This is a genomic window from Falsochrobactrum tianjinense, assembly GCF_019100495.1.
In the GTDB taxonomy this organism is placed as follows: Bacteria; Pseudomonadota; Alphaproteobacteria; order Rhizobiales; family Rhizobiaceae; genus Brucella; species Brucella tianjinense.
The window spans coordinates 734,830-752,337 of sequence record NZ_JAHRVA010000001.1 but is presented as its reverse complement, the minus strand read 5'-3'; the positions used below and the strand labels follow the sequence as shown (position 1 = coordinate 752,337).

The window sequence follows — 17,508 nt, the reverse complement described above, 5'->3', positions numbered from 1 at the left end:
GTTCTCACAGGGTTTAGTGCAGCTTGAAGCACGCAAAAATTCCAATCCCGGAGTTGGGCCGCAAAGCGGCCATTGTCAACCCCTTACCAACCTCCGATGGCGCCACAGCCACGTCCCGACAACCCCTATGAGCGCCAGAGCGAGGCCATACCACGTCACTGCATATTGCAGATGATTGTTCGGAAAATCGATAATCGTCACACCGCCCTTGGGCAATCCGCCCGGATTGGGCTTATCATCCGCATCGATGAAAAAAGGCACGGTTTCATCAAGCGCGGGCAGACCGGCGCTTTCGGCCATCGCCGCCCAGTCCTTCCAGTAGAAAACATTCTTCGCAAGATCATTGTCGGGAATGAGCGAGGAGGGTTTTTGCTTCAAGGGATCGCGCGCAAGACCAGTTATGCTCACTGGGCCGTCCAGCTGTCCGTCAAGGCGGGTTTCGGGGTCTTTTTTGTCATAGGGGACGAAGCCGCGATTGACGAGCACGAAGCGCCCGTCTTCGAGCAGCAGCGGCGTATAGACATAAAAACCCGCCTCGCCCGCATGGGTCGCCAGAAAATGGCGCTCGCCCGGATGCATGAAAGTACCGGAAACCGTTATCGGGCGATATTCGACGGTTCCGTCTTCCCGGTAGGCCTTTTCCATCGCGTCGAGCGGCAATGGCTGTTCGTGGATGCGCTGCTGCGTCGAGGCGATCAGCGTTTCCTTCCACAACAGCCGCTGCACCTGCCAGGTGCCGAGCACCAGCAATATGGCCAGCACGACTGCCGATGCGATCAATACGCCCCACGGGAACCGGCGTGGGTTTTGTGTCTGGATCATTTGTCGTTATCCGGATGCTGGTCCAGACGCCCCTGGGCCGCCTTGTGGCGATATTGCATATTGATCAGAACGCCCTTGATGCAACGCATCGCGATCAGGCTGAGAATAATCGCCAGCGGTACCCACAGGATGAAATGGACCCAGAGCGGCGGTCCGAAATTGACTTCCATCCATAGCGCCGAGCCGACCACGATAAAGCCGATGATGAGGATCACAAAAGCTGCCGGGCCATCGCCTGAATCGGCAAAACCATAATCCAGACCGCATACATTGCAACGCGGGGCCACGGTCAGGAATCCGTTGAAGAGATGTCCCTCGCCGCAGTGCGGGCAATGCCCGACAAGCCCGCTCCTGATCGGATCGACCGGCGAGTATGAATTGTCATCCGACATTGCGTGCTCTCCCAGAGTCTTAAAAATAAAAGGCGGCCATGTCGCCAGGGCCGCCCTCAGAATACAGGTTTGGCGCTGGATCAGCCGTGCATTGGCGCACCCCAGCCACCCCAGACATAGATGGCGAAAAAGAGGAACAGCCAGACCACGTCGACGAAATGCCAGTACCATGCTGCCGCTTCGAAGCCGAAGTGCTGCTTCGGAGTGAAATCGCCTCCGATTGCCCGAATCAGGCAGACCGCCAGGAAGATCGTGCCGATGATCACATGGAAGCCATGGAAGCCGGTCGCCATGAAGAAGGTCGCACCGTAGATCGAATCCTTGAACGCAAACGGTGCGTACACATATTCATAGGCCTGCACGAAAGAGAACAGCATACCAAGCGCGACGGTTATTGCCAGACCGGAGATCATGCCCTTGCGGTCATTATGCAGCAATGCATGGTGCGCCCAGGTCAAGGTGGTGCCCGACAGAAGCAGAATTACGGTGTTATAGAGCGGCAGATGCATCGGGTCGAGAACTTCGATGCCTTTTGGAGGCCACTGACCGCCGGTGAATTCGGCACGCGCCACCTGATGCACTTCGTTAGGAAACAGGCTCGCATCGAAGAACGCCCAGAACCATGCCGCGAAGAACATGACTTCAGACACGATGAACATAATCATGCCATAGCGTAGATGCAGCGACACCACGCGCGTATGATGGCCTTCATGGCCTTCCTTGATCGTATCGGACCACCAAGCATACATGCAGTAGAGAACAACTGCGACGCCGATGAAGAAAATCCATGGCGTTACAATATTGACGCCGAAAAAAACCAGCTCGCCGGAACTATTGTAACGCATCCATGAAATGCCACCAATGGCGAGCAAGAATGCGCCTATCGAACCAATGAACGGCCAGGGACTGGGATCGATAATATGATAATCGTGATTCTTTTGATGAACGTCCGCCATGTCTCTCCCCATGTATCCCCTCAGGGGATTCCTCTCAGGTGTCTTCCTGCATAAACCCCGAAAGGGGGATCAGGCAAGTTTCTCATTCGCTGCAAGGGCCGATATTTTTACTGTCGGATATCGCCCGTATCTGTTATCCGAAACCTTTCCGGATACTGCTATATGTCTTCAATTCGAAACCGGCTCTCACCATAAAACCGGTTTATTCGTTTGTCTTTGCGGCATTATCGCCGCACCCTGCAATTCCCGTGCTCAGCTCCCGTTACCGGATGAAGCCGCGCCCTTCGCATCGGCGACCGGTCCCGGATTTTCAATCGGGAAGAAAGTATATGAGAGCGTGATCGTCTTCACATCCTTGAGGTCCGGATCGTTGACGAATTCCGGATCGACGAAGAAAACAACCGGCATTTCCATGTCTTCGCCGGGTTGCAGCGTCGTGTCGGTGAAGCAGAAGCATTCAACCTTGTTGAAATAGGCTCCGGCCCGGCCCGGCGCGACATTGAAGCTCGCACGCCCGTAGGTGGGGCCGCTGAACATATTTCGCGCTTCATATTTGATCATGGTGGTTTCGCCAATGCGCACCGTCACCTCGCGCTGCACCGGCTTGAAATCCCATGGCAGGCCATTCGCGGTATTGGCGTCGAAACGCACCTTGATGGTCTTGTCGAGAATAGTGTCGGAATACTGCTCCACGCGCTGCGTGGTACCGCCATAGCCGGTCACCTGACAGAAAATGCGATAGAGTGGCACAGAAGCGTAGGCCGCGCCGACCATGCATACAAAGAAAGCGAGACAAGCCACGGCAATTGTCGTGTTTGAGCGCTGCTTGTCGCGCTTTCCGCTATTTTCCTGCCGTTCCGCCATTTTCTCCTCCCGAAAGACCCAACGCCTACATTGGCCGTATGAACACGTTCGCACCCATCTTGGCCAGCGTCCCGACATAGACAAGCAGCACGAACAGCACGAGCGCGATGGCAAGCCCGAACGAGCGGTTGCGCTGCGCTTTTTTCTGCGACTCGGTCGGAACGATCATATCCAGTCCCTCCTTTGCCGATTCTTGCTCTGGCTTGTCCTTCAAAACAGTCTCCATTGCCACGGTCTTCACAGCAGCCCGCTGGCGGTCAAAATATTCAGCGTCACGGCCTCCAGCAGCAGCATCGCGAAGATGCCTGACAAATAGATCAGCGAAAAGCGGAACAGCTTGCGGGCCGCAGTCAGCATTTGCGGCTGCGATTGCGCCATCAGAAGACGCCACGCATAATAGATGAAAGCCAGACCAAGCAGAACCGAAACGGTACCGTAAACAGGCCCGGCAAAACCCATCACCCATGGCAGCACGCCGACCGGTGCCATCAGAAGCGAATAAAACATCGCCTGGCGGCGGGTCGAAAGCTCGCCCTTCACATTGGGCATCATAGGAATGCGCGCGGCTTCGTAATCATTGGCAGAAAACAACGACAAGGCCCAGAAATGCGGCGGCGTCCAGAGGAAGATGATCAGGAACAGGACCGTGCTGTCCCAGGTGATCTCGCCGGTGGCTGCGGCCCAGCCGATCATTGGCGGAAAAGCTCCCGCCGCCCCGCCGATCACGATATTCTGCGGCGTCGAACGCTTGAGCCACATCGAATAGACCACAGCATAGAAAAAGATGGTGAAGGCCAGCAAAGCTGCCGAAAGCCAGTTAACCATCAGGCCAAGTGTGATGACCGAAAAGACCGACAATGTGAGACCGAAGGCCAGCACCTGGCCGGGTTCGATCACGCCAGCGGGAATGGGACGGTTGCGCGTGCGCTTCATTATCGCGTCGATGTCCGCGTCATACCACATATTGAGCGCACCCGAGGCCCCGGCGCCGATTGCGATGCAAAGAATGCTGATCACGGCAAGAACCGGATTGATGTGTCCGGGTGCCAGCACTAGACCGACAAGCCCCGTGAACACCACCAGCGACATTACGCGCGGTTTCAAAAGAGTAAGGTAATCCCGCGCAGTCGCCTCGGATAGGGCGAATGCATTATCGGAAGCCGTATTTTTTTCCACCAGAGACATTAACTTCAACAACCTCGAACTCACCGGGTCATCGCCGCATCCTGCAAAGATGCAAACGGACACCCATCACGATCATACCTCCCGGAAGCACTCGTCGCCCCGAAAAGTACCGCGTCAAATGCCAGCTTGAATACTGACTCTGGATCGACCGGCTGCGGGCGGAATAGAATGCCGCCCGCACATAGCACATTTCCTCGTCCGGGCGAAGTTTTCTTTGGCCACCTCGCCAGAGTCTTCGCCCGACATCATCATTTGATGCGCGGCAGTTGTTCCCACTGGTGGAATGGAGGCGGTGAAGAAAGCTGCCATTCCAGCGTGGTTGCCCCGTCGCCCCACGGATTTGCACCTGCTTCACGCTTCTTCGCGAACGCCTCGAAAACGTTGTAGAGGAAGATCAGCACAGCGAAGCCCGAAATATAGGAGCCATACGAGGACACCATGTTCCAGCCCGCATAGGCATCGGGGTAATCGATGTAACGGCGCGGCATGCCAGCAAGACCCAGGAAGTGCTGCGGGAAGAAGACCAGGTTCACGCCTATGAAAGTGACCCAGAAGTGCAGCTTCGCGGTGAACTCGTCATACATATAACCGCTCATCTTCGGGAACCAGTAGTACCAGCCCGCGAAGATCGCAAACACGGCACCCAGCGACAGAACGTAATGGAAGTGCGCCACAACGTAATAGGTGTCGTGCAGGGCGCGGTCGAGACCGGCATTGGCGAGCTGTACGCCTGTCACACCACCAATGGTGAACAGGAAGATGAAGCCGATTGCCCAGAGCATCGGCGCGCGGAAGGTAATCGAGCCGCCCCACATCGTCGCGATCCACGAGAAGATCTTGATGCCGGTCGGCACCGCGATCACCATAGTTGCGAAGACGAAGTAGCGCTGCGTGTCAAGCGACAGGCCGACCGTGTACATGTGGTGCGCCCACACGACGAAGCCGACAACGCCGATTGCGACCATGGCGTAGGCCATACCCAGATAGCCGAAGATCGGCTTGCGCGAGAAGGTCGACACGATATGGCTGACGATACCGAAGCCCGGCAGGATCAGGATGTAAACTTCCGGATGGCCGAAGAACCAGAACAGATGCTGATAGAGGATCGGATCCCCGCCGCCCTCGGGTGCAAAGAAGGCAGTGCCGAAATTGCGGTCGGTGAGCAGCATGGTGATACCGCCGGCAAGAACCGGAAGCGACAGCAGCAGCAAAAATGCCGTCACCAGCACGGCCCATGCAAAAAGCGGCATCTTGTGCAGCGTCATGCCCGGAGCACGCATGTTCAAAATAGTGGTGATGAAGTTGATCGCGCCCAGAATCGACGATGCACCGGAAATGTGAACTGCCAGAATGGCAAAGTCTACAGCCGGTCCGGGCTGGCCGGACGTCGAGAAAGGTGGATAAAGCGTCCAGCCGCCGCCGGGTCCCCAACCTCCGGCCGGTCCCGGCATGAAGAAGGAAATCAGCAGCAGAAGCAAGGCAGGCGGAAGCAGCCAGAACGAGATGTTGTTCATGCGCGGGAACGCCATGTCCGGCGCGCCGATCATGAGCGGAATCATCCAGTTGGCGAAGCCGCCGATCAGCGCCGGCATGACCATGAAGAAGATCATGATCAGTGCATGCAGCGAGGTGAACACGTTGAACATGTGCTTGCCGGCATCAAGAGCCGCATCGCCTTCAACGCCATAAACCATCGCCGCCAGGCCATGGAAAATCTGGATGCCGGGTTCCTGCAATTCGGCGCGCATCGCAATCGACAGACCGCCGCCGATAATACCCGAAATGATCGCGAAAATCAGGTACAGAGTCCCGATATCTTTATGGTTGGTCGAGTAGACCCAGCGAACCCAGCCGCGAGGCTTGTGGTCGTCATGGGCTCCATGCTCGTGAGCTGCTGTGCCAGCCATGGAATTTGCTCCCGTTTCTTCCAGTCTTGCTACGACATCGGCCCAAAACCATTCCGGCTTCTCGAAGGTCCGATGCGTAGGTTTAATAGTCAGAGCGTCCTGTGCGCACCCTCATGGACACGCGACGCTCTGGCGGGATTTCAGAGGCCCGCCGCAGCCACTTTTTCGTTTGCATCGCCTTCGATGGCGGCCTGAAGCGCCTTGTTGGCTCCTGGAACATCCGATGCTGCCGCAGCCAGCCACGTCTCGTAACGCTCTTTCGAGACCACGCGCACGGCAATCGGCATGAAGCCGTGATCCTTGCCGCAAAGCTCCGAACACTGGCCGTAATAGAGGCCTTCCTTGTCGGCCTTGAACCAGGCTTCGTTGATGCGTCCGGGAACGGCGTCCATCTTCACGCCGAAAGCGGGAATGGTCCAGGAATGGATCACGTCGCCAGCCGTCACAAGAAGACGAACCGTCTCGCCTACAGGAACCACGACTTCATTGTCGACCGCCAGAAGGCGCGGATAACGAGCGCGGTCTTCCTTGCCTGCTTCGGCGCGTTCATCGTCCTTGAGGATCAGGGCGTCGAAACTGACCGGGGTTTCGGTCTGATATTCATATCCCCAATACCACTGATAGCCGGTCGCCTTGACCGTCAGCGTCGGATCTTCCGGCGAATATTGCGCGGTCAGAAGCTGGAACGACGGCACCGCCAGAAACAGCAAAACGATAACCGGACCGACCGTCCAGATCACCTCAATAGCCGTATTATGGCTGGTCTTCGATGGCTGAGGATTAACGCCAGCGCGAAACTTGATGACGCACCAGAGAATCAGAGCCAGAACCAGCAATGTAATCGGAACAAGGAACCAGAGCGTATAACGCTCAAACCAGTGGATCTGCTCGGCGATACCCGTGGCAGCATCCTGAAATCTTATCTCCCATGGACGCGGCTGATCCGCCAGAGCGACCCCGCCCGTCCACAGCAATCCAAGAGCACCCGCGACGGCGCTCTTCGTTGTGGCAAAAATCTTATCCACCAGAACTCTCTCCCTTTTCGCCTTTTCAGGCTGGACGCCGGACGTAAAGACGGCCGCATCCCCCGTCCGCGTTCAACCACACCTTAGCGCACACCGCAAGGAAGGCGAATATGTTCCTGTGCGGCATTTTTGCGCGCGCGGCTGCGTCAGAGGCCCGCATCCATCGCTTTCGCAACTGGCAGGCTTGGTCATAAAAACTTGGAAAAAACTTGGAAAACCGGGGAAACCCATAATGAAGCCATGATTGCGCAGGACGTTTCCTTTAATGTGCCGCGTGACAATGTCTGTAACGGACGGTATTGCTCTCGCGAGGGTGAGATGGAAGCGACAAGCGCTTTTCACCACCTGCTTTGCGCGTTAACGTCCCGGTGATTCGATCTGGAGATTTCATGATTTTGCGCATATCTGCCCGCCGCTCGACCTTTAAACGCCTGGCATATCTCGCAACGGGCGCAGCTCTGGGGCTGGCCGCCGTTGCGATGCCGGCCACAGCACAGGAAACGCCCGCGCAGCTCCCTGCTCCCCAGGAATCGCCGACGCAGCCGCAATCCTCCTCCACGCCGCAACAGAGCGGGACGCTCAAGTCGCAGCATGGCGCATGGTCGATTCTGTGCGACACGCCAGCGGGCGCCAAGACCGAACAATGCGCGTTGATCCAGAATGTGGTGGCTGCCAAGCGTCCTGAACTGGGGCTTTCGGTCGTCGTTCTCAAGACCGCCGACAACAAGGCGCGCATCCTGCGTGTTCTGGCACCGCTCGGCGTCTTGCTGCCCAACGGGCTTGGCCTGAATATCGATGGCAAGGATATTGGCCGCGCCTATTTCGTGCGCTGCTTTGAAGATGGCTGCTATGCAGAAGTAATCCTTGAAGACGATCTTCTCAACACGTTCCGCTCTGGCAAATCAGCAACCTTCATCGTGTTCCAGACCCCCGAAGAGGGCGTGGGCATTCCGGTGGATTTGAACGGATTTGGTGAAGGCTTCGACGCTCTTCCCTGATTTAGGGATGACCACCCGGTTGTTCTCAGCTGGTTTAAGGCTTACATCCTGCGGCACACACATGCCGCAGGATTATTTTTATGAAGAGCCTGATTGATAGTTTCGATGCCAGCCGCGACGATATTGAGCGCCTTGTCGCGCAGAGCCTCCAGGGCAGCGACGATGGCGAGTTGTTCATGGAGTATCGCGAGGCAGAGGCGCTCGTCTTTGACAATGGCCGCCTCAAAACCGGCTCTTTCAACCAGGACCGAGGATTTGGCCTACGCGCCGTAGTAGACGAAGCCATCGGCTACGCCCATGCAGGCGATCTTTCGGTTGGCGCCCTCAAGCGCGCTTCCGATGCGGTTTCCGCCACATTGAGCGGGCATAGCGGCAGCTATTCCACCGCTCCCGCAGGCACCAATCGCCAGCTTTATACGGATGAGAACCCCATCGGTTCGCCGACATTCGACGCCAAGGTGCAACTGCTCCAGCAGATCGACGCCTATCTGCGCGCCAAGGACCCGAAAGTACGGCAGGTTTCGGTTTCGCTGGCCGCCTCATGGCAGCACGTTGAGATCCTGCGTGCCGACGGGCATTTCGTCCGCGACATCCGCCCCATGGTACGGCTGAGCGTGTCGGTCGTGGCGGGCCATGGCGACCGGCAGGAATCAGGCTCGCATACGCTGGGCGGGCGCAAGGGCTTTGGCGATTTCCTCACCAGCAAAAGCTGGCAGCTCGCGGCCGACGAGGCACTTCGTCAGGCGCTCGTCAACCTTGAAGCCATCCCTGCTCCAGCAGGCACTTTTGACATTGTGCTCGGTAGCGGCTGGCCCGGCGTGATGCTGCATGAAGCCGTTGGGCATGGGCTTGAGGGCGATTTCAACCGCAAGAAGACATCGGCTTTCTCCGGTCTGCTCGGACAACAGGTTGCGTCCAAAGGCGTGACGGTTGTCGATGATGGCACGATTGCCGAGCGGCGCGGCTCGCTGACTATCGATGATGAAGGCACACCGACCAATCGCACCGTGCTGATCGATGACGGCAAGCTGGTCAATTACATGCAGGACCGGCAGAACGCGCGACTGATGGGAATGCAGGCGACCGGCAATGGACGTCGCCAATCCTATGCCCATACGCCGATGCCGCGCATGACCAACACCTATATGCTTTCAGGCGACAAGACACCGGAAGAAATCATCGCCTCGATGAAGAAGGGCATTTATGCGGTTTCGTTCGGCGGCGGTCAGGTGGACATCACATCGGGCAAGTTCGTCTTTGGCTGCACGGAAGCTTATATGATCGAAGATGGCAAGATCGGCGCGCCCGTCAAGGGCGCGATGCTGATCGGCAACGGACCCGACGCGATGCAGCGTATTTCGATGATCGGCAACGACATGAAGCTCGATACCGGCAGCGGCAATTGCGGCAAAGGCGGGCAATGGGTGCCGGTCGGCGTCGGCCAGCCACATTTGCGCATGGATCAGGTAACGGTCGGCGGCACGGCGGTATAACAAGTCTTATTCCAGGTGCCTGGCACTGCCGGCAAGTTGAGCCTCAATCACAGACTTGTCGATGATCGACCACACTTGTGCGATCCGTCCCGCCTGAAACTTGTAGAAGACATTCTCGGCGAACTGGATTTTCCGGCCATTCACGGGAAGATCGAACAGCTCGCCTTTGGGTGTGCAGTCAAACCAGAGGCGGCACGAAACGAAGGGCGGCTCGGAAACGAGTAATTGTATGGTGAAGCAGAGATCGGGGATGGCGCAAAAATCCCCTTCCAGCATCGCACGATAGCCAGCCAATCCGAGCGGCCTGTCATTGTGCACCACCTTCTCGTCAACGAATTGTCCCAGCCGTTCCCAGTCCTGCCCGTTCAGGCATTCGATATAATTTTTATAAATATCCGGGAGTTCAGTCACGCCCCGGTTCCTCCTCCAGAAGGCCGGTGACGAAATCGAACAGGCCGGGACGGCGGTCGCGACGCAGGCGCTCCGCCGTGATGATGCCCTTGATCCCCGCATAAGAGCGCTCAAGGTCTTCGTTGATGACGATATAATCGTATTGCACCCATTTCTGGATTTCAAAACGGGCGTTTTGCAGCCGGGTTTCGATCACTTCGGCGGTGTCTTCCGCGCGGCGATTGAGGCGCTGCTGCAATTCATGCATGCTCGGCGGCAAAATGAAGATCGAGACCACGTCGGCAGGCATCTGGGCCTGCAACTGCTCCGCGCCCTGCCAGTCGATGTCGAACAGCATGTCCTGACCGTCAGCCAGTGCAATCTCTGCGGTCTCGCGCAGCGTGCCATAGAAATTGCCGTGCACCTGTGCCCATTCGATCAGTTCGTCATTATCGCGCAGGCGCTCGAATTCGCGCGCGGTGATGAAGTGATAATGCACGCCGTTGATCTCGCTGGGACGGCGCGGACGCGTCGTCACGCTGATCGACAGCGAAAGCTTCATGTCCGGATCGTTGAGCAATTGCCGTGCAATGGTGGACTTCCCCGCTCCCGATGGCGACGAGATCACCACCATGAGACCTCTGCGCGCAATGCCATTTTCAACCGAAGAGGTGGCCATATTCCCGTTACTCCAGATTCTGTACCTGTTCGCGAAACTGATCGACGATCGCCTTCAGTTCAAGGCCGATGGCCGTGATCGATGCCGCGTTCGACTTGGCGCATAAGGTGTTCGCTTCGCGATTAAATTCTTGTGAAAGAAAGTCGAGCTTGCGGCCAATCGGTCCGCCATCGGCAAGCAGCTTGCGCGCCGACGCCACATGCGTCTCAAGCCGGTCGAGTTCTTCCTGAATATCCGCCTTGGTAGCCAGAAACGCTGCTTCCTGATAAAGCCGCGCGTCATCAAGATCGTGCGCGCCGTCCAGCAGAAGCGAGACCTGCGCCGCAAGCCGTGCCTTGATGGTTTCTATGCCGCGCGAGGGATCGTTGCGCGCCGCAAGCGTGAGGCCTTCGATTGTGTCGACATGGCCCGAAAGGATCGTGAAAAGCGCGTTTCCTTCGTGCTCGCGCGCCTCGGCGATTGATTTGAGCGCGCCCTCGAATGCTACGACAATCGCCGCTTCCAGTTCCGCACGCGTCGCCTCGTCCTCACTCACTTCCGTCTGGTCGATAATGCCGCGCAGCGAAAAAATACCGTCGATACTTGCGGGCGCGAGGCCGTGGCGGGCCTGCAATTCGGCTCCAAGTTTCAGCACTTCATCGAGCATGGCCTGATTGACGGTGAAGCCCGCCTGCGCCTGCACATATTCGACGTTCAGCGTGGCCTGAAAATTGCCGCGTGAAAAATAGCGGGCAAGCAGCGAGCGGACCGGATGCTCGGTTGCCTCCAGCCCCGGCGGCAGGCGCAGGCGCAGGTCCAGCCCCTTGCCGTTGACCGAGCGCACTTCCCAGACGATACGCGCCTCGCCATTGGTTTTATCCGGACCTGCTGCGCTATGCTGCACCGCATGGCGCGCAAACCCTGTCATACTCTGGAGCGCCATGCTTCCCTTCCCCTCATGCCGACCGGAAGCCGGTCAGCGTCAGCCCGTCACTGAACGGCATTCTGTTGTTGCTGCTGGGCTTTTTCCCGCTCAACCGTCCGCCATTTGCGCACATTTGCATTGTGCTCCTGCAAAGTGCGGGCGAAGACGTGGCCTCCCGTTCCATCAGCAACGAAATAGAGATCGTCGGTGTCGAGCGGATTGGCAACGGCTTCAAGCGCGGCCTTGCCCGGATTGGCGATCGGCGTCGGCGGCAGGCCATTGATGACATAAGTATTATACGGCGTCGGCTTTTCGATATCCGACTTGAAAATCGGGCGATCCGGCGGTTTTCCTGCTCCACCAAACAGACCATAGATGATCGTCGGGTCGGACTGGATGCGCATGCCCTTGTTCAAACGGTTCACGAAAACCGAAGCTACATGCGGACGTTCCGATGCGATGCCCGTTTCCTTCTCCACGATGGAGGCAAGCGTCACGAATTCGTTCCTGTCCTTGACCGGCAGGTCAGGACGGCGTTTGGCCCATATATCATCGATCAGCTTCTTCTGCGAAGCGATCATGCGAGTGATGATTTCCGTGCGCGACGTGCCGCGCGTGAAATTGAGCGTGTCGGTAAACAGCGCGCCTTCGGCAGGCATTTCCTTGGGCATATCGCCAACCAGAATCGGGTCGGCGGCGATGCGGTCGAATATTTGCTTGACGGTGAGCCCTTCGGGAATGGTCAGCGGATACATGATTGATCTGCCGCTGATGAGGATGTTCATCACATCGCGCATCGTGGCGCCTGCCGGAATGGCGTATTCGCCAGCCTTCAGGTCGTTCTCGTGCCCATAGGCGCGCATGCCATAACGGAAAATGCGCGCATCGGTGACGATTTCGCGGTTTTCGAGACTGTTGGAAACTTCCGAAACGCCAGCGCCGCGCTTGACGAGAAATGTCGTTTCCGTCGTCAACGGCCCCTGAGCGTCAAACTGAACCTTGCCGAAATAAAACAACGCCGACGCGCCCAAAAGCACCAGCACGGCCAGCGAGAGCATGAAATTCATGAACACCACGATCTGGCTGCGCGCATGGCGCGAACGCTTGCGCGGCGGCGGCGTTCCCGGTTCTGGCCGCAAAGCTTCGGATGCCGATTTCGGCACGAAGGGTTTGCTTTCCGCGGCCTGTCCGGGCGCGGCTGAATGCGGCTGCTCTCCAGCAGGATTGGTTCCGGGCTTTTCCTCTGAACTCACTCCATCACCTCGTCCTGTCGCTTGCCCGATTCGATGCCATGAATGCTCAAGTATGAATACTCAAGGCGGAGTTTTTGCTATTGGGCCGGGTCCGGGGATTTGCGAACCCTTTTGAATCGCGACTACATTAAACGTTGTCGGCGATTTTAAACATCGCATCCGGTTTTATTTTGGCAAAAACGCGGAGAAATCCCCGCGTTTTTATTCTTCATCAGATGTTATCGCCGTTCGGTTCAGACGTAGCGGCGCAAAATCAGCGATGCATTGGTTCCGCCAAAGCCGAACGAATTCGACAGGGCCACGTCAATCTTGCGCTCGCGCGGCTTGTGCGGCACCAGATCGATTTTGGTTTCGACCGCTGGATTGTCGAGATTGAGCGTCGCAGGCGCGATATTGTCGCGGATGGCAAGCGTCGAGAAAATCGCTTCCGCAGCACCGGCAGCGCCCAGCAGATGACCGATGGACGACTTGGTCGAAGACATGGAAATTTTCGGCGCCGCATCGCCCACCACCCGTTCGACCGCGCCAAGCTCGATCGTGTCGGCCATGGTCGAAGTGCCGTGCGCATTGATGTAGTCGATCTGGCCGGGCGTGATGCCAGCGCGCTTGATCGCAGCTTCCATGCAGCGCTGCGCACCCTCGCCGTTTTCAGTCGGCGCAGTGATATGATAGGCATCGCCCGAAAGGCCGTAGCCGATGACTTCCGCATAGATCTTCGCACCGCGCGCCAGGGCATGGTCGAGTTCTTCGAGAACCACGACACCAGCGCCCTCACCCATTACGAAGCCGTCGCGGTCTTCGTCATAGGGGCGCGATGCTGCGGTCGGATCGTCATTGCGCTTGGTGGAAAGCGCCTTGCAGGCCGCAAAACCAGCCAGCGAAATGCGGCTCACCGGCGATTCCGTACCGCCAGCCACCATTACGTCCGCATCGCCGAAAGCGATAAGACGGGCTGCGTCGCCAATGGCGTGCGCGCCGGTGGAGCAGGCGGTGACGACCGCATGGTTCGGCCCGCGCAACTTATGCTTGATCGACACATGGCCGGAAGCCAGATTGATCAGACGACCGGGAATGAAGAATGGAGAAATACGGCGGGGGCCCTTGTCGCGCAGCGTGTAGCCCGCCTCTACAATGCCTTCGATGCCGCCAATACCCGAACCGATGAGAACACCGGTGCGTATCTGATCTTCGTCGCTTTGGGGATGCCAGTCAGCATCGTCCAGCGCCTGATCAGCTGCGCCGACCGCATAGACGATGAAAGGATCTACCTTTCGCTGTTCCTTGGGCTCCATATGGAGGTCGGCATTGAACGTGCCGTTCGTACCATCACCGACAGGAATGCGGCAGGCAATCTGGCAGGCCAGATCATCCACTTCAAATTCCGTAACGCGGCGGGCACCGCTTTCACCGGCAATAAGCCGTTTCCAAGTCTCTTCGACACCGCTTGCGAGCGGTGACACCAGACCGAGACCGGTGATAACGACACGCCTCATATTCACCCCTTAGAACTTTATGGTTCGCACTCCACCGAGCCATCGGCTCTAGGCGGATGACGCTTCGATCGCGATCCGGGCCGCGCGATTGCAGCCAAGCCCAGAAGGCCAAAACGAGCGGGGCCGGGATTTATAAGAATCCCGGCCCCGGCAATATAGATTACGCGGAAGCCTTGTCGATGAACTTCACAGCGTCGCCGACCGTGAGGATCGTTTCGGCAGCGTCATCAGGAATTTCAACACCGAATTCTTCTTCGAAAGCCATGACCAGCTCGACGGTGTCGAGGCTGTCTGCACCAAGATCATCAATGAAGCTTGCGCCTTCAGTGACCTTGTCGGCATCTACACCCAGATGCTCAACAACGATTTTCTTGACGCGCTCTGCGGTATCGCTCATGTCGGAACCTCGACCTGTTTGTTTGTTGCTCTGCCTTGGTTAGCGGCATGCAGGATTGTAATCAAGTTATAAGATGCCTGCCAAGTTGCGAACGAACCCGCCCTGTCAGTCATCCTGTGGATATTCCTTTCGGAACCGGATCACGGCACATTTCATCAAATACCGCAATTCTCGTCGGCGCATTACCATGCTTCTTGAGCAAGGCAAAGCGCATTTTCCCTTTCAGCCCCCCGTGTTAAGGCATTATTTACCATAATTTGGGGGGAAAAGCCGTTCAGATCATCGCCATGCCGCCATTAACATGCAGCGTCTGACCGGTCACATAGGCTGCCGCGTCGCTCGCCAGATAGACCACGGCGGCAGCAATATCGGTGCCCACGCCCATGCGCCTCATGGGAATATTGCCCATGATCGCCTCTTTCTGCTTTTCGTTGAGCTTGTCGGTCATGGCCGATTCGATGAAGCCCGGAGCAATGCAGTTCACGGTCACGTTGCGGCTTGCGATTTCCTGCGCCAGCGATTTCGAGAAACCGATAAGGCCCGCCTTGGAAGCGCAATAATTTGCCTGGCCCGGATTGCCGGTCACGCCGACAATGGAGGTGATGTTGATGATACGGCCCTGACGGCGACGCATCATCGGATGGGTCAATTCGCGCGTGAGGTTGAATACGGATGTCAGATTGACATTGAGCACCGCATCCCAGTCCTCGTCGCTCATGCGCACGAAAAGGCCGTCACGGGTGATCCCGGCATTGTTGACCAGAATGTCAACGCCGCCCATTTCCTCTTCCGCCTTCTGGCCCAGAGCCTTGACGGCTTCACGATCAGAGAGATTGGCCGGGAAAATGAAGGTACGCTCGCCGAGTTCGGCTGCCAATTCCTGCAGCTTTTCCTCACGAGTGCCGTGCAGGCCGACAATAGCGCCCTGTGCGTGCAGGGCGCGGGCAATTGCTTCACCCAGACCGCCGGTCGCGCCAGTCACCAGAGCCTTACGGCCAGTCAGATCAAACATCTTGGATCCTTTTAAGCATTAAGCGCAGCGAGAGCTGCATCGATTTCTTCGGCTGAACCTACGGTCACGCCAGTCGCATCCTTGGAAATGCGCCGCGCAAGACCAGTCAGAACTTTGCCAGAACCTACTTCATAAAGTGTTGTGACGCCATTGGCCGCGAACCATTCCACGGTTTCGCGCCAGCGCACCTGGCCCGTCACCTGCTCCACCAGAAGATCGGTGATCTCGCTGGCATCGGTCACCGGGGCGGCGCGCACATTGGCGATCAGCGGCACGACCGGATTGCGTTTCTCGACCGCCGCCAGCGCCTCGCGCATGGCCTCGGCGGCAGGCGCCATCAGGGTTGAATGGAAAGGAGCGGAAACCGGCAGCATGATGGCGCGCTTTGCGCCCTTTTCTGACGCAAGCGAAGCAGCCAGTTCGACCGCTGCCTTCGAGCCTGAGATCACAAGCTGTCCGCCGCCATTGTCATTGGCGATCTGAACCGAACCCGACGCCCGAGCTTCCGTGCAGATGGCTTGGACGTCGCCATGCTCCAAACCGATGATCGCAGCCATCGCGCCTTCGCCCACAGGAACTGCTTTCTGCATGGCATTACCGCGAATGCGCAGCAAACGCGCGGTGTCGGCCAACGAGAAGGTGCCAGCCGCGCAAAGGGCTGAATATTCGCCGAGCGAATGGCCAGCGACATAGGAAACCTTGTCCTTGAGCGAGAAGCCGCGCGCTTCCATCACGCGCACGGTTGCAATAGAAACCGCCATCAGCGCGGGCTGCGCATTGGCGGTGAGCGTCAGCACGTCTTCGGGGCCCTCGAACATGGTAGCGGAAAGCTTTTCGCCAAGTGCTGCGTCCACTTCATCGAAAACGGCGCGCGCTTCCGCAAACTGTTCGGCCAGAGCCTTGCCCATGCCCACTGCCTGACTGCCCTGCCCAGGAAAGGTAAATGCTACCGCCATGAATGCCTCGTTTCTCGCAATTATTTGGCGCGATGTGCCCCAGTCAGGGTCGGAAAGTCAAGTATTTGTCGGTTTTTGCACGATATGCGGCTTGCAAACCGGGGGAAAAACACGTAATGAGCGGCCCGTTCGTGCTTGGCATCAGCTGGGGGCTGAACGGAGGGCCGGATCTTTGGTCCGTGAAGTCTAAAGCGCTTCTCCTCCCGTGTCTCCGCTCTCGACCGTCTCAAGTTGCGCGTCCTTTCTTCTCCGGTTTTCCGGCAAAAGAGAAGTCGCAGAGGCTTAGCCGTTGGTGTCTGGCATGATGCAACAGAAGAAGAAAGGCAAAGCCAATGGCTCTTTATGAACATGTGCTTCTTGCCCGCCAGGACATCTCCCAGCAGCAGGTCGACGCTCTCGTCGAACAGTTCAAGGGTGTTCTCGAAGCTAATGGCGGCAAAGTCGGTAAGGTCGAAAGCTGGGGTCTGCGTCCCCTCACCTACCGCATCAAGAAGAATCGCAAGGCGTATTACACGCTCGTCAACATCGACGCTCCGGCAGCAGCCGTTGCCGAAATGGAACGCCAGATGCGCATCAATGAAGACGTTCTGCGCTTCATGACCATCCGCGTGGAAGAGCTTGAAGAAGGCCAGTCGGCCATGCTTTCGCGCCGTGACGACCGTCGCGACCGCGATGATGATCGTGGCCCGCGCCGTCCGCGCGAAGGCGGCTTCGATCGCGGCGACCGTGGTGATCGCGGCCCGCGCCGTCCGCGCGACAATGAAGCTGGTGAAGGAGCATAA

19 protein-coding genes are annotated in these 17,508 nt (G+C 57.7%); 3 read left to right on the top strand and 16 right to left on the bottom strand.

Annotated features, from left to right (window positions below; genetic code table 11):
• Positions 1-75: 75 nt before the first annotated feature.
• From KUG47_RS03545 to coxB, 8 genes are all read right to left on the bottom strand, one after another.
• On the bottom strand, positions 76-822 hold the full coding sequence (locus KUG47_RS03545; protein WP_217676547.1) for an SURF1 family protein: 747 nt from the start codon (positions 820-822) through the stop codon (positions 76-78).
• Positions 819-1,214, bottom strand: coding sequence for a DUF983 domain-containing protein (locus tag KUG47_RS03540; protein ID WP_217676546.1), 396 nt, complete (start codon positions 1,212-1,214; stop codon positions 819-821). The genes KUG47_RS03545 and KUG47_RS03540 overlap by 4 nt, the downstream gene beginning before the upstream one ends.
• 80 nt (positions 1,215-1,294) lie before the next feature.
• A complete protein-coding gene (locus KUG47_RS03535) occupies positions 1,295-2,170 on the bottom strand; it encodes a cytochrome c oxidase subunit 3 (RefSeq protein ID WP_217676545.1) in 876 nt (291 codons plus the stop codon).
• A 252-nt stretch (positions 2,171-2,422) separates the two neighbouring features.
• Complete coding sequence (locus tag KUG47_RS03530) at positions 2,423-3,034, bottom strand: cytochrome c oxidase assembly protein (RefSeq protein WP_217676544.1); 612 nt, start codon at positions 3,032-3,034, stop codon at positions 2,423-2,425.
• Positions 3,035-3,059: 25 nt separating this feature from the next.
• Positions 3,060-3,203 (bottom strand): hypothetical protein, encoded by a 144-nt coding sequence (locus KUG47_RS03525; RefSeq protein ID WP_422718047.1) that lies wholly within the window; start codon positions 3,201-3,203, stop codon positions 3,060-3,062.
• A 68-nt stretch (positions 3,204-3,271) separates the two neighbouring features.
• Complete coding sequence (locus KUG47_RS03520) at positions 3,272-4,219, bottom strand: heme o synthase (RefSeq protein WP_217676542.1); 948 nt, start codon at positions 4,217-4,219, stop codon at positions 3,272-3,274.
• A 248-nt stretch (positions 4,220-4,467) separates the two neighbouring features.
• Positions 4,468-6,126 carry a cytochrome c oxidase subunit I gene (gene ctaD, locus KUG47_RS03515; RefSeq protein ID WP_217676541.1) on the bottom strand — a complete coding sequence of 553 codons (1,659 nt, stop codon included), beginning with the start codon at positions 6,124-6,126 and terminating at the stop codon, positions 4,468-4,470.
• A gap of 140 nt (positions 6,127-6,266) precedes the next feature.
• On the bottom strand, positions 6,267-7,151 hold the full coding sequence (gene coxB / locus KUG47_RS03510) for a cytochrome c oxidase subunit II (protein WP_217676540.1): 885 nt from the start codon (positions 7,149-7,151) through the stop codon (positions 6,267-6,269).
• A 389-nt stretch (positions 7,152-7,540) separates the two neighbouring features.
• Between coxB and KUG47_RS03505 the strand changes: the two genes are divergently transcribed.
• Together KUG47_RS03505 and tldD are read left to right on the top strand one after the other, a co-directional pair.
• Complete coding sequence (locus KUG47_RS03505; RefSeq protein ID WP_217676539.1) at positions 7,541-8,149, top strand: invasion associated locus B family protein; 609 nt, start codon at positions 7,541-7,543, stop codon at positions 8,147-8,149.
• Positions 8,150-8,229: 80 nt separating this feature from the next.
• Entirely contained in the window at positions 8,230-9,642 is a 1,413-nt protein-coding gene (gene tldD, locus KUG47_RS03500) for a metalloprotease TldD (protein ID WP_217676538.1), read from the top strand.
• A 6-nt stretch (positions 9,643-9,648) separates the two neighbouring features.
• Here tldD and KUG47_RS03495 read toward each other — a convergent pair whose 3' ends face one another.
• The 8 genes from KUG47_RS03495 to fabD all read right to left on the bottom strand — a co-directional run bounded on the left by KUG47_RS03495 (position 9,649) and on the right by fabD (position 16,726).
• Positions 9,649-10,053: an ester cyclase gene (locus KUG47_RS03495; RefSeq protein WP_340162775.1), complete on the bottom strand. Its 405-nt coding sequence runs from the start codon at positions 10,051-10,053 to the stop codon at positions 9,649-9,651.
• Entirely contained in the window at positions 10,046-10,711 is a 666-nt protein-coding gene (gene gmk, locus KUG47_RS03490; protein WP_217676536.1) for a guanylate kinase, read from the bottom strand. Before gmk ends, KUG47_RS03495 begins: the two co-directional genes overlap by 8 nt.
• 7 nt (positions 10,712-10,718) lie before the next feature.
• Positions 10,719-11,633, bottom strand: a complete 915-nt coding sequence (locus KUG47_RS03485) for a YicC/YloC family endoribonuclease (RefSeq protein ID WP_217676535.1) — start codon at positions 11,631-11,633, stop codon at positions 10,719-10,721.
• Between the two features lie 47 nt (positions 11,634-11,680).
• The gene (gene mltG, locus KUG47_RS03480; RefSeq protein WP_217676534.1) at positions 11,681-12,868 is read right to left on the bottom strand and encodes an endolytic transglycosylase MltG; all 1,188 of its coding nucleotides are present in this window, start codon (positions 12,866-12,868) and stop codon (positions 11,681-11,683) included.
• A 233-nt stretch (positions 12,869-13,101) separates the two neighbouring features.
• The gene (fabF, locus tag KUG47_RS03475; protein WP_217676533.1) at positions 13,102-14,361 is read right to left on the bottom strand and encodes a beta-ketoacyl-ACP synthase II; all 1,260 of its coding nucleotides are present in this window, start codon (positions 14,359-14,361) and stop codon (positions 13,102-13,104) included.
• 160 nt (positions 14,362-14,521) lie between these two features.
• A complete protein-coding gene (locus tag KUG47_RS03470; protein ID WP_002963616.1) occupies positions 14,522-14,758 on the bottom strand; it encodes an acyl carrier protein in 237 nt (78 codons plus the stop codon).
• A 274-nt stretch (positions 14,759-15,032) separates the two neighbouring features.
• A complete protein-coding gene (fabG, locus tag KUG47_RS03465; protein ID WP_185917620.1) occupies positions 15,033-15,770 on the bottom strand; it encodes a 3-oxoacyl-[acyl-carrier-protein] reductase in 738 nt (245 codons plus the stop codon).
• A gap of 11 nt (positions 15,771-15,781) precedes the next feature.
• Positions 15,782-16,726 (bottom strand): ACP S-malonyltransferase, encoded by a 945-nt coding sequence (gene fabD, locus KUG47_RS03460; RefSeq protein ID WP_217676532.1) that lies wholly within the window; start codon positions 16,724-16,726, stop codon positions 15,782-15,784.
• Positions 16,727-17,058: 332 nt separating this feature from the next.
• Between fabD and rpsF the strand changes: the two genes are divergently transcribed.
• On the top strand, positions 17,059-17,508 hold the full coding sequence (rpsF, locus tag KUG47_RS03455; protein ID WP_217676531.1) for a 30S ribosomal protein S6: 450 nt from the start codon (positions 17,059-17,061) through the stop codon (positions 17,506-17,508).

Bases quoted from the DNA above. Each gene is read 5' to 3' on its own strand.
- KUG47_RS03505 (WP_217676539.1), top strand. From the start codon at position 7,541: ATGATTTTGCGCATATCTGCCCGCCGCTCGACCTTTAAACGCCTGGCA.
- KUG47_RS03520 (WP_217676542.1), bottom strand. From the start codon at position 4,219: ATGTCTCTGGTGGAAAAAAATACGGCTTCCGATAATGCATTCGCCCTA.
- fabG (WP_185917620.1), bottom strand. From the start codon at position 15,770: ATGTTTGATCTGACTGGCCGTAAGGCTCTGGTGACTGGCGCGACCGGC.
- KUG47_RS03535 (WP_217676545.1), bottom strand. From the start codon at position 2,170: ATGGCGGACGTTCATCAAAAGAATCACGATTATCATATTATCGATCCC.
- tldD (WP_217676538.1), top strand. From the start codon at position 8,230: ATGAAGAGCCTGATTGATAGTTTCGATGCCAGCCGCGACGATATTGAG.
- ctaD (WP_217676541.1), bottom strand. From the start codon at position 6,126: ATGGCTGGCACAGCAGCTCACGAGCATGGAGCCCATGACGACCACAAG.
- KUG47_RS03525 (WP_422718047.1), bottom strand. From the start codon at position 3,203: ATGATCGTTCCGACCGAGTCGCAGAAAAAAGCGCAGCGCAACCGCTCG.
- gmk (WP_217676536.1), bottom strand. From the start codon at position 10,711: ATGGCCACCTCTTCGGTTGAAAATGGCATTGCGCGCAGAGGTCTCATG.
- KUG47_RS03530 (WP_217676544.1), bottom strand. From the start codon at position 3,034: ATGGCGGAACGGCAGGAAAATAGCGGAAAGCGCGACAAGCAGCGCTCA.
- KUG47_RS03485 (WP_217676535.1), bottom strand. From the start codon at position 11,633: ATGGCGCTCCAGAGTATGACAGGGTTTGCGCGCCATGCGGTGCAGCAT.
- fabD (WP_217676532.1), bottom strand. From the start codon at position 16,726: ATGGCGGTAGCATTTACCTTTCCTGGGCAGGGCAGTCAGGCAGTGGGC.
- KUG47_RS03540 (WP_217676546.1), bottom strand. From the start codon at position 1,214: ATGTCGGATGACAATTCATACTCGCCGGTCGATCCGATCAGGAGCGGG.
- fabF (WP_217676533.1), bottom strand. From the start codon at position 14,361: ATGAGGCGTGTCGTTATCACCGGTCTCGGTCTGGTGTCACCGCTCGCA.
- KUG47_RS03545 (WP_217676547.1), bottom strand. From the start codon at position 822: ATGATCCAGACACAAAACCCACGCCGGTTCCCGTGGGGCGTATTGATC.
- rpsF (WP_217676531.1), top strand. From the start codon at position 17,059: ATGGCTCTTTATGAACATGTGCTTCTTGCCCGCCAGGACATCTCCCAG.
- KUG47_RS03470 (WP_002963616.1), bottom strand. From the start codon at position 14,758: ATGAGCGATACCGCAGAGCGCGTCAAGAAAATCGTTGTTGAGCATCTG.